The 12,267-nt window shown below is 42.9% G+C and carries 10 protein-coding genes; 2 read left to right on the top strand and 8 right to left on the bottom strand.

Going from position 1 to position 12,267, the window contains the following annotated elements:
• The first annotated feature begins 148 nt into the window (after window positions 1-148).
• Complete coding sequence (gene pflB / locus MWM02_RS19035; protein WP_064552867.1) at window positions 149-2,398, top strand: formate C-acetyltransferase; 2,250 nt, start codon at window positions 149-151, stop codon at window positions 2,396-2,398.
• A 58-nt stretch (window positions 2,399-2,456) separates the two neighbouring features.
• On the top strand, window positions 2,457-3,206 hold the full coding sequence (gene pflA, locus MWM02_RS19040) for a pyruvate formate-lyase-activating protein (protein ID WP_064552931.1): 750 nt from the start codon (window positions 2,457-2,459) through the stop codon (window positions 3,204-3,206).
• Window positions 3,207-3,319: 113 nt separating this feature from the next.
• Here pflA and adhE read toward each other — a convergent pair whose 3' ends face one another.
• From adhE to MWM02_RS19080, 8 genes are all read right to left on the bottom strand, one after another.
• Window positions 3,320-5,923: a bifunctional acetaldehyde-CoA/alcohol dehydrogenase gene (adhE, locus tag MWM02_RS19045; protein ID WP_244402694.1), complete on the bottom strand. Its 2,604-nt coding sequence runs from the start codon at window positions 5,921-5,923 to the stop codon at window positions 3,320-3,322.
• A 348-nt stretch (window positions 5,924-6,271) separates the two neighbouring features.
• On the bottom strand, window positions 6,272-6,904 hold the full coding sequence (locus MWM02_RS19050) for a response regulator transcription factor (RefSeq protein ID WP_064552869.1): 633 nt from the start codon (window positions 6,902-6,904) through the stop codon (window positions 6,272-6,274).
• Window positions 6,901-7,938 (bottom strand): sensor histidine kinase, encoded by a 1,038-nt coding sequence (locus MWM02_RS19055; protein WP_244402695.1) that lies wholly within the window; start codon window positions 7,936-7,938, stop codon window positions 6,901-6,903. The genes MWM02_RS19050 and MWM02_RS19055 overlap by 4 nt, the downstream gene beginning before the upstream one ends.
• Complete coding sequence (gene liaF, locus MWM02_RS19060) at window positions 7,935-8,663, bottom strand: cell wall-active antibiotics response protein LiaF (protein ID WP_244402696.1); 729 nt, start codon at window positions 8,661-8,663, stop codon at window positions 7,935-7,937. The genes MWM02_RS19055 and liaF overlap by 4 nt, the downstream gene beginning before the upstream one ends.
• A gap of 102 nt (window positions 8,664-8,765) precedes the next feature.
• The gene (locus MWM02_RS19065) at window positions 8,766-9,410 is read right to left on the bottom strand and encodes a PspA/IM30 family protein (RefSeq protein WP_244402697.1); all 645 of its coding nucleotides are present in this window, start codon (window positions 9,408-9,410) and stop codon (window positions 8,766-8,768) included.
• 15 nt (window positions 9,411-9,425) lie between these two features.
• Window positions 9,426-9,776, bottom strand: a complete 351-nt coding sequence (locus MWM02_RS19070; protein WP_244402698.1) for a lmo0954 family membrane protein — start codon at window positions 9,774-9,776, stop codon at window positions 9,426-9,428.
• Between the two features lie 162 nt (window positions 9,777-9,938).
• Entirely contained in the window at window positions 9,939-11,321 is a 1,383-nt protein-coding gene (locus MWM02_RS19075; RefSeq protein ID WP_064552874.1) for an ATP-binding protein, read from the bottom strand.
• A 195-nt stretch (window positions 11,322-11,516) separates the two neighbouring features.
• Window positions 11,517-12,095: an HD-GYP domain-containing protein gene (locus tag MWM02_RS19080; RefSeq protein WP_232509635.1), complete on the bottom strand. Its 579-nt coding sequence runs from the start codon at window positions 12,093-12,095 to the stop codon at window positions 11,517-11,519.
• Window positions 12,096-12,267 lie beyond the last annotated feature (172 nt).

The raw sequence follows: 12,267 nt of genomic DNA on the forward strand, positions 1-12,267 counted from the left end.
CATCCAATTCATATTGCTCAACATTTCACAAATTATTCAATAATAGATGGATCTAATAATCCAAAAATGTAGTATTGTATAGACGAAAACTGTTATATATATTTTTATCAATTTGTTATATTTACAGACGATTGGGAGGGGATCTGTTATGAAACAAGCTACTGCTGTATTAGACCCGTGGCGGAATTTTAAAGGGTCAAAATGGAAAAAAGCGATTGACGTCCGTGATTTTATTTTAAACAATGTAACCGTTTACTATGGGGATGAATCATTTCTAGAAGGACCTACAGAAGCAACGAAAAAACTATGGGAACAAGTGATGGAATTGTCGAAACAAGAGCGCGAAAAAGGCGGCGTTCTCGATATGGACACATCAATTGTTTCGACCATCACTTCCCACGGACCAGGTTATTTAAACAAAGACTTGGAAAAAATCGTAGGTTTTCAAACAGATAAGCCATTTAAGCGTGCATTAATGCCGTTCGGCGGCATTCGCATGGCGCAGCAATCATGCGAAGCGTACGGCTACAAAGTAAGCGACGAAGTGAAAAAAATCTTTACGGAATACCGAAAAACACACAACCAAGGTGTATTTGACGTTTACACCGACGAGATGAGATTAGCGCGCAAAGCAGGAATTATCACCGGTCTTCCAGATGCGTACGGACGCGGCCGCATTATTGGCGACTATCGTCGCGTCGCGTTATACGGTGTCGATCGTCTGATCGAAGAAAAACAAAAAGACTTGAAAAACACTGGCGCAAGAACGATGACGGAAGACATTATCCGCCTTCGCGAAGAAATTTCTGAGCAAATTCGCGCGTTAAATGAGTTAAAACAAATGGCGTTAAGCTATGGATATGATATTTCCAAGCCGGCACGAAACGCACACGAAGCATTCCAATGGCTCTATTTCGCTTATCTTGCCGCTATTAAAGAACAAAACGGCGCAGCGATGAGCTTAGGGCGCGTTTCCACCTTCTTGGATATTTATATCGAACGCGACTTTGCAGAAGGTACATTAACGGAAAAAGAAGCGCAAGAACTTGTCGACCATTTTGTGATGAAATTGCGCCTTGTCAAATTTGCAAGAACGCCGGAATATAACGAACTGTTTAGCGGAGACCCGACATGGGTGACAGAATCGATCGGCGGCATTGCCATTGATGGTCGTCCGCTAGTAACGAAAAACTCGTTCCGCTTCCTTCATACGTTAGATAACTTAGGACCTGCGCCTGAACCAAACTTAACCGTACTTTGGTCGAAACAATTGCCGGAAGCGTTCAAAGAATATTGTGCAAAAATGTCGATAAAAACAAGTTCGATTCAATATGAAAACGACGACTTAATGCGCGTTGAATTTGGCGATGACTACGGAATTGCCTGCTGCGTATCGGCGATGCGAATCGGCAAACAAATGCAATTTTTCGGAGCGCGCGCCAACCTCGCAAAAGCATTGTTATATGCGATTAACGGCGGCGTCGATGAAAAATTAAAAATTCAAGTTGGCCCTGAATTTGCGCCAATCACCTCCGAATATTTAGATTATGACGAAGTGATGCATAAATTCGATCAAGTGCTTGAATGGCTTGCCGAACTTTATATTAACACACTTAATGTCATCCATTACATGCACGACAAATATTGTTATGAACGCATTGAAATGGCGCTTCACGATACTCACGTTTTACGCACAATGGCCACTGGTATTGCCGGGTTATCGGTTGTCGTCGATTCGTTAAGTGCGATCAAATACGCAAAAGTCAAGCCGATCCGCGATGAAAACGGCATTGCCGTTGATTTTGAAATGGAAGGCGACTTCCCGAAATACGGAAATAACGATGATCGCGTCGACCAAATTGCCGTTGATTTAGTTGAACGTTTTATGACGAAATTGAAAAAACATAAAACGTATCGCGATTCGAGACATACGCTATCGATTTTAACGATTACATCCAACGTCGTATACGGGAAAAAAACCGGAAATACACCAGATGGCCGCCGCGCTGGCGAACCGTTTGCCCCAGGAGCAAACCCGTTGCACGGCCGTGACACGAAAGGAGCGCTCGCTTCGTTAAGCTCTGTCGCGAAATTGCCATATGAACATGCATTAGATGGCATTTCGAATACGTTCTCGATCGTGCCGAAAGCGTTAGGAAAAGAGGAACCAGACCGTGTTCGCAACCTTGTCGCCATTTTAGACGGATACATGGAAAAAGGCGGGCATCATCTCAACATTAACGTGTTGAATCGCGAAACGTTATTAGATGCGATGGAACATCCAGAAAAATATCCGCAATTAACGATTCGCGTTTCTGGATATGCCGTCAACTTCATTAAACTAACGCGCGAACAACAAATTGACGTCATTAACCGCACGTTCCACGAAACGATGTAATAATCTCCCCCCTCCTTCTTGAGAGGGGGATATTTCTCTTAGGAAGGAGAACATGCGCATGAAAGGATTTATTCACTCCATCGAATCGTGCGGCACCGTCGATGGGCCGGGCCTTCGCTATGTCATCTTTACACAAGGATGTGTATTGCGCTGTCAATATTGCCATAACGCCGATACGTGGGAAATTGGGAAAGGAAAAGAAATGACCGTCGAAGAAATTATCGATGACGTGAAAACATACTTGCCGTTTATCAACGCTTCCAACGGTGGAATTACCGTCAGCGGCGGAGAGCCTTTGTTACAAATCGATTTTTTAATTGAATTATTTAAAGCATGCAAAAAACTGGGCATTCATACCGCGGTCGATTCATCGGGAGGATGCTACACGACGGAAGCACCGTTCCAGCAAAAATTAAACGAATTGCTTTCTTATACTGATTTAATTTTGCTTGATTTAAAACATATTGATGAGAAAAAACATCGGAAATTGACAGGAAAAACCAATAAACATATTTTACAATTTGCTCGGTTTTTATCCGAAAAAAACGTTCCCGTTTGGATCCGGCATGTTCTCGTGCCAACCATTACAGACGACCCAAATGACTTGCGCCGTCTCGCCGCTTTTATTCGTACGTTAAATAATGTGGAAAAAATTGAAATTCTCCCGTACCATAAATTAGGAGTATACAAATGGAAAGCACTTGGATTAAAATACCCTTTGGAAGGAATCGAGCCTCCTTCGGAAAAAAGCGTGCAAATGGCACAGCGAATTCTAAACGGAACAGAAGGTACAGTATCTCTTACGTAATCAATGACCATCTCCTCCTTCCTCTCATGAAAGCTTTTTGCACATGGAAAAAGGATGGCTCGCTGTGCTCGTGAGCGGTAGATGAGCCATCCTCTTTTCTATAGGGGAGGGTTTTAAACTCCTTTAAACGCTTGGCGATAAATATGAACTAAATCGCTAACAAGCGGGAGTTTCGGGTTAGCAGTAGTACATTGGTCTTCGAAAGCCAATTCGGCTAATTTTTCAACTTTGCTTTCAAATTCTTGTTTGCTGACGCCGCATGCTTCAATGCTCAGCGGCATATCCAACTGTTTTGCCAGCTTAATGATCGCCTGAACGAGGCTTTCGACCCCTTCTTCCGTTGTGCGGGCCGGCAAGCCGAGCATTCTCGCAATTTCTGCATAGCGCTGGTCCGCTTTGAAATACTCGTATTTCGGAAATGCGGTAAATTTTTTCGGTTTCGCTGCGTTATAGCGAATGACATGCGGCATCAAAATGGTATTCGCGCGCCCATGCGGAATATGGAATTCCGCGCCAAGTTTATGAGCCAAACTATGGTTAATGCCTAAAAACGCGTTGGCAAATGCCATTCCCGCAATCGTAGAGGCGTTATGCATTTTCTCCCGGGCAAGCTCATCCGCTCCGTTTTGATATGCCCGCGGCAAATATTCAAATACGAGTTGGATTGCTTTCATGGCAAGACCATCGGTATAATCATTTGCCATATTGGAGACATACGCTTCGATCGCATGTGTCAATACATCCATTCCCGTATCGGCGGTGACATGTTTTGGCACGGTCATGACAAATTGTGGATCAACAATCGCGACGTCCGGTGTCAATTCATAATCTGCCAACGGATATTTTATATTCGTTTTTTTATCGGTAATGACGGCAAAAGACGTTACTTCCGATCCTGTTCCTGATGTCGTCGGAATGGCGACAAACTTCGCTTTTTGGCCTAGTTTTGGATATTTATAAACGCGTTTTCGAATATCTAAAAATTTTTGTTTTAATGCGTTGAAATCCGCTGCCGGATGCTCGTAAAAGAGCCACATCGCTTTTGCCGCATCCATTGGCGAGCCGCCTCCGAGCGCGATAATCACGTCTGGCTCGAAGTTTCTCATCATGTCGACGCCTCTCATTACCGTTTCAATAGAAGGATCTGGTTCTACTTCGGAGAAAATTTCACTATGCACATAATCCGGGCGTCTGCGCAAGTAATACAGCACTTTATCGACATATCCGAGCTTGACCATTCCCGGATCGGTGACGATAAAAGCTCTGGAAATGTTCGGCATTTTCGCTAAGTATTGTACGGCATTTTTTTCGAAATAAATTTTCGGCGGCACTTTAAACCATTGCATATTTACCGTTCTTTTCGCCATTCTTTTAATATTGACAAGATGAACCGCACTGACGTTTGCCGAAACAGAATTCCCGCCAAACGTGCCGCATCCCAGCGTTAATGACGGAATGTACGCATTGTAAATATCACCGATTGCTCCTTGCGAAGACGGCGCATTAACGATAATCCGTCCCGCTTTCATCCGTTTGCCAAATTCGGTAACCACTTCTTGATCATCGGAATGGATGACAGCAGAATGTCCCAAGCCGCCAAATTCCAGCATTTCCTCACAGCGCTTAAATCCTTCTTCCGTGCTGTTTACTTTATAACAAGCAAGGACAGGGCTTAATTTTTCACGAGACAACGGATATTTTGGTCCAACCCCTTTTAACTCAGCAACAAGAATTTTTGTGTCTTCCGGCACAGCGATGCCAGCCATTTTCGCAATTTCATAAGCTGGCTTTCCGACGATATCCGGGTTGACGGCGCATGTATTTTCATTAATAACGAGCTTTTCTACTTTTTTCTTTTCTTCTTCATTTAAGAAATAACAACGGTTTTCAATCATTTCTTTTTTTACTTGTTCGTAAATTTCTTTATCAACAATGACTGCTTGTTCGGAAGCGCAAATCATGCCATTATCAAACGTTTTCGATAAAATTAAATCATTTACCGCCCGCTTAATGTTTGCCGTTTTTTCAATATAGCAAGGCACATTGCCAGGTCCGACGCCTAAAGCTGGTTTTCCAGAGCTGTACGCCGCTTTCACCATACCGGCGCCACCAGTTGCTAAAATGAGAGAAACGCCAGGATGGTGCATAAGCTGACGCGTTGCTTCAAGCGACGGAGTTTCAATCCATTGAATGCAATGTTCTGGAGCTCCTGCCCGAATCGCCGCATCGCGCAGCACTCTTGCTGCTTCGCTGCTGCATCGTTGCGCCGATGGATGAAAAGCAAAAATAATCGGGTTGCGTGTTTTTATCGAGATTAACGCTTTAAACATCGTTGTCGATGTCGGGTTTGTTACCGGTGTGATCCCAGCAATAACGCCAACAGGTTCGGCAATTTCGATAATTTCTTCATGCGGATTTTCATGAATAATCCCGACTGTTTTATCATACTTAATATTGTGGTATATATATTCTGTCGCAAAAAGGTTTTTTATGATTTTATCTTCATATACACCGCGTTTTGTTTCTTCTACTGCGAGCTTGGCTAATGCCATATGCTTGTCGAGCCCGGCTAACGCCATTTCTTTCACGATATGATCGATCGTTTCTTGATCGTAAGCGCGAAATTGTTCTAACGCTTTCTGTGCATTAGCGACGAGCTTATCAATCATTTTTGCCACTTCGATTTTTTTATCGATTGCTCTTTCCTCAACAGCCATACATAGTCTCCTTTCTTTGTGAAATATTTCACAATTAAAATTAAAAATATAAGATGGAAATACTTCCATCTATTACACCCCTATTATAAATAGCCAATGGAATTTTTAGTTTGTCTAATTTGTGAAATGTTGAGCAATGTGTTCATAAAATGTTCATATATTCGAAAGCCATGCATCAGCGGCATAAAAACATACGCAAGAAAAATAAGCAAGCTAAAAGGAACATCCATCCCCATCTATCATAGGGGATGGATGTTTTTCTGCGCCGTCTTTATGCTGCCTTTCTACTTTTTTATGGCCTCCATCATCGTTGTTTCCCTTTCTTTCGTTTATCGCTTTACCAATGAACTATTTGACTAACGAATGTTTAAATGCATAAATCACCGCCTGTGTCCGATCTTGTACTCCTAGTTTGCTTAATATGTTGCTGACGTGGACTTTCACCGTTTTCACCGCAATAAACAGCTCATCAGCGATTTCTTGATTCGTTTTTCCTTGCGCCATTAACAAAAGCACTTCCATCTCCCGGTTCGTCAATTCTTCGTGAGGGAGGGGTTCTTTCTTTTGTTTCATTTTTGTCATTACTTTATTCGTCACTTCCGGTTCTAACACCGATTGGCCGTAAAACGTGGCACGGATCGCGTTGGCAATTTCGTTCGCTTTCGACGTCTTCAGCATATAGCTTGTTGCCCCGGCTTCCAAGGCCGGATACACTTTCTCATCATCTAAAAAGCTCGTTACAACGATAATTTTCGCTTCCGGCCACTGGGCGATAATCTGCTTTGTCGCTTCAATTCCGTCCATTTCCGGCATCACTAAATCCATTAAAATAATATCTGGGCGCAGCTCTAGCGCCAACTCCACAGCGCGCTTGCCGCTATCGGCTTCTCCCACCACTTCCATATCCGGCTGCGACGCCAAAAATGCCGAAACGCCGATTCTCACCATTTCATGATCATCGGCCAATAAGACACGGATCACGATTTTCCCCCCTCTATAATCGGCACTTTCACCTCTAACCGCGTTCCTTGATTTGGCACACTGATGATTTGCAGTGTCCCGCCGATCTCCAGCGCGCGTTCATGCATATTTTGCAAACCGTACGACCCTGCTTTCACTTGGTCGACTTGGAAGCCGACGCCATCATCCGATACACGCAAAATGACAAGTTGGTCTCGTTTCACTAACAATACTTCCAATTTTGTCGCCTTTGCATGACGAAGCGTATTGGAAATCGACTCTTGCAAGATGCGAAATAAATGGTCTTCTACCCCTTTATCAAGCGGAATGTCTTCCACTTTCCACTCAATATGCAGCGGCACTTTTTGCTTTAGTTCCATCAATAACTCTTGAATCCCTTCTTTGAGCGATTTGCCTTTGAGGGCGATCGGGCGAAGATGAAGCAATAACGCCCGCATTTCCAATTGCGATTGGTGAATCATTTCTTCAATTAAACGAAACTGTTTTTCTTCGCGCTCGTCGGAAAACGTTTTTGTTTCATTGATGGCGGAAATAAGCATCGAGGCGGCAAACAGCTGCTGGCTGACCGAATCATGAAGCTCGCGCGCAAGCCGATGCCGCTCTTGGGAAATGATATCCTGAATCCGCTTTTCTTGCTCTTCCGCCCTTTCATTAGCGAGCCGCTGCGACAATTTCACTTGTTCCGTTATCTGCTTTTGAATTTTTTGAATGTGCGCTACCATCGCTGCCACTTCTTTCAGCTTTGGAGGCTCCATAGAGGAAACAGGCTGGCCATGTTCGAGCTGGCGCAGCGAATCCATTACCATTCGCCACTGTTTTTGCCAAAAAAACCCGAACACAATGCCAAACACTGTTCCAGCGGCTATACTAACCCCCGTCATAAATAACAGAAACGGAACACCCATTATTTCTTTTTCCCATAATAAAGACCAGTCCGGTAACGGATACGTGAGAAATATTAGCACTGATGTAACAATGAAAACGAACAATGAAAAGCCAATTCCTGCGACAATATAGCGCTGCACCGCATTCATACATGCTTCACCTCGATTGTCCCGATGATCATCGAGGTGAGTATTTTGACCTTTTGCTCCGCTTCCTCATATCCTTTTGTTTGAAAACAAACGGTTTCGTTCCACAAATTCGCTTCCTTTCGCTCAAAAACAATAGCGGAGCCATAGATTGCCGAATGGTGCAGGCGCACTTCCACTTCATACGGCACAAGAATTTGCACGTTTCCGATCAAATGGCGGATGACAATGACGGCTTCTCCTTTCGGAAGCACCGTATAACTTAAATCAATCACCACATCGGAAATCCCGCCTTGAATGTTAATATCTTCCCATTCATAAACACGTTCCGGTGTTTTTTGGCTGCTAAAGAAGCTGTTATTCCAGAGCGGTTTTCGCTCAAGGAGGGAGGACTCGTCATGCTTTCGCTCGGTCATGATTGGCTGTATCTGCACAGGGGCTTTTTTCGATTGCATGTACTGCCAAATGATATACACTAAAATAAGAAACAATGAAATGCGAAATGTCACCATGCTAGCTAACGAAATGACAAAACTAATGAGTCCAAGCCAAAACAGAACAATACCTGACAGCTTCGGCATCCGCTTTCGCCCTATATACATACAGCCAATTGCGAAAAGCATGGAGAAAATATTCCCATGTTGAAACAATAGCAGCTCTGCCAAAAAGAGAATGATGGCGATCATGGCAAGCCAAGCGGCGTGATCTGTTTTTTGCTGACGAAGCATCTTTTTTCCTCCCTCCTTATGACGATTGCCGCATCTCCATTATACAGCTAGCGAAAAAAGGGCGCTAATATGTATACGCCCTTTTAGAATACCACGGTTCCGTTATGAAATGGAATTTGTCTTTTCTGTTTCCAGCTTTTTCTCCAATTGCGCGATGCGTGCGTCAATCGTGCTTGCATAGTAATTGGCTTTGACGTTTTGTTCCAAGCGTTCTAAGTATTGTTCCATTTCGTGAAAACGGGAATAAGCGGCATCGTTCCATCCTGCTTGCAGCACTTTATCCATCCGGTAATGCGCGCGTGCGACATTCTCCCGCCCCATAAGCTGCATGCGGCGAATGTGCATATCTTTTAATTTATGTTTCATTTCTTCATATTTTCTTTCCAACTGTTCTAACTCGTTTGTTGCTTGCTGAAGCAACTCTTGTATTCGGGCTGCTCTCTCTTCATATTTTGTCTGTTCCAAAACGGCAAATTCATATAATTCGTTTTCCCCCGCCTGGGAAGCGATTTGCGCTTGATACTTCCGCTTATCCGCAAGCTCTTTCGCCTGATTGTATTCGCGCATGAGTTCTGTCTTCAATAGGTGCTGCCGCTCAAGCAGATGACGAACCTTTTCTACTTCCTTTTCGCATTGCCGCAAATATTCATTTAATAAAGCAATTGGATTTTTCTTTTCTTTTTGATCGATCATCTCATGCAAATCAGCCATGATGATATTTTTGATTCTCGTTAATAAATCGGCCATCCCTGTTTTCCTCCTTTAAAAGTTTCGTTCTAACTCTGCCCACTGCTTTTCAAAATGAGCAAACGGGTCATCGATTTCTTTCGGCTTCATCTGTTTGGTTTCATTCCATTTTTGATAAACTACATACAACACATACGCCGCGGCAACCGCAATGAGCGCAGGCGCATTCGAAGCGGAAGCAACGAAAGCGATGATCCCGATCGCAATCCAAAAAAGTTTTTTCATTGTTGTGTCTGCTTTCATCCATCGTTTCCAAGCATAATACAAAATGACAAGGCTCACTGCCAAAACAGCGAGAGAACCAAGGTTGGCAAAAAGCGTAACCGCCGCAATCGCACCAATGATGAACAATCCGATTTTTTTCACCTTTTTCCCTCCTTTCTGCCTCCATCCTAGCAACCGTTCCCTATTTCGATAATGAGCTGAGGCGTTATTTTTCTCTAAGACCTAAGGCGTAATTTTCTCATTGTGCCATTCACTACAAACTTCTATGTAACATAAAAAAAGAAGGCTGCCTGATGGCGCCTTCTATTCCGTCGCTTTCATATACGCTTGTTTCGGATGATTTGGCTGATCTGGATATTTCAGACGGATTTTCCCTTCTTCGATTAGCTTCCCTAAATAGTTGTTCCTTAATCCGTCCGGTGTTCTCTCCAATAAAGCCGCTAATTCCTTTAACATCAGCGGTCTTTGCGCACAAAGCTGCAAAATGATATTTTCCATCACACTTGGAGGCAATCGTTTTTTCTTTCTTGCTAACTCCGCAATGTTCCATAGTTTTTCATCGATTTCACTCTTTTCTTTGTCTGGATCAGATGAAGACGGCTCGTTATTTACGGAGTTAAGGTGATTATTTACGGAGTTCAAATCATTATTTACGTAGTTTCCTTCGATATTTACGGAGTAAACACCGCTATTTATGGAGATCGGTTGATTATTTACGGAGTTTGCTTGTTTATTCACGGAGTTTTCTTCGCTATTTATAGAGCTATCTTCGCTATTTATGGAGATTGACTGCTTATTTACGGAGTTTGCATCTTCTTCCGTTAACGTAAGATCTATTTCGCCGTTATCATGCTGTTCTATATCTTGATATATATCTGTTTCATATGATACAGCTGTTTCATCTGGAAAATCGAACGGATATAATATCACGACAGTTCGTTCTGGATTCGAATGTTGAATAAATTCAGGCTGTTTGCATTGCGGGTCGCTCCATGTTGCGACAATATGCTTTAACCCGAAACCAGCTCGCTTGCAAAGACCGATCAAAATAAACATTTTAAACAAATTCGGATTGCGGAGATTGCTCATATGCCCAGAAAGCGCCGAATCGATCGGAATGCGAAATAATCCTGGATTGGCAAAGCGAAACACACCGTTTTCTTTTTCTACAATAATGCCGCCTTCTCCTAAATAATCGGCATGAACAATGGCATTGACAAGCGCCTCGCGCAGCGCAGTTTGCACGGAACGGGCCAGATTATGTTTCTGCAGCTGTGACATCACTTTAAAATAAAAATCGTACAAATTGCCGGACCATGTGCCGTCTTGAGAGGTGAATCGCTTTATCCAATCGTTCGTTACTATACCGTCCAAACTTTCACGGTATTCAAGAAAATATTGCGGCAAAACTTCTGTAATAACGCGTTCCTCACTAAACATTAACAATCCGGCCAACGTAACCCCTTCTTTGCTGCTATCCCGCAGTTTCCCCCATGCACCGATCTTGTATAAAAATTCTTTCGTCTCCAACCCGTTCCACGGATGATTTGGCTTGACAGCTGCAAACTTTTCTCGGTAATTTTTAATCGACTCGAAATTCAATTCATTTAATCCGTAATGTTCCAAAATGGAACTATCGTGCCAAATAGATGAATTTCCTTCATAAAAACTTGAATATTTATTCACTTCTGATCTTCCTTTAACTATTATTTTTCGAATTTTTTCCCACTCTTACATGTAGAGTTGAAGCGCTCCTCCATCGGAGAGAGACGCTAACGCAACGCTTCGCTATGTCTTCGCTTCTATTGTACCATCTTTCATTTTTATTGCATGCAAGAGCAAAAAAGAAAAAGCAGATGGCTAACGCTACATCTGCCTATTTTAATATATAGTGTTTTCTAGCAATGCCGATAAGCTGTATTCGACAGGAATCCGCTCATATTCCATCCATCGGAGAAACATCGACGCCAGTTCGGGATCAAATTGTGTTCCTTTTCCTTTCACGATTTCTTCGTACGCTTCCTCCCAGCTTAACGAAGAACGATACGGGCGAATTCCCGTCATCGCCTCCAGCGAATCGGCAAGCGCTAATATTCTTGCTTCTAGTGGAATTTCCTTTCCTTTCAATCCATATGGATATCCATTGCCATCCCAACGTTCATGATGAGAAAGCGCCATTTTTTCCACCATTTCTGGAAGCGCATATTTCGCCAAAATCTCTGCTCCCAATTGCGGGTGCTTTTTCATTTCCTCGTATTCATGTTCAAGAAGCTTTCCTTTTTTCTGCAAAATCTCTGCTCTCACCTTTATTTTTCCAATATCATGAAGTAGAGAGCCTAATTCTAAATTTTTTATCTTCTCCGTCTCGAGCTCAGCATAATGAACAAATGACATCAATATTTTTGTGACACGATACGAATGCAAAAACGTCAATTTGTCTTTTTTCCATAGTCTTCTCATCAAAAGGCATAACTCCATATTCTGCCATATTTTCATTGTATCAACTACCCTTCTCCTGTGTACATAAGCCGCTCTTCTCGCTTGTTTCCCACATGTCTGTTTTTTCTTTATTTTATCATAGACAGATTTTCTAAGTCATTTTTAACCTCTGTTTACCGATTGTTAGAACACA

This window comes from Parageobacillus sp. KH3-4, from assembly GCF_022846435.1.
GTDB lineage: Bacteria > Bacillota > Bacilli > Bacillales > Anoxybacillaceae > Parageobacillus > Parageobacillus thermoglucosidasius_A.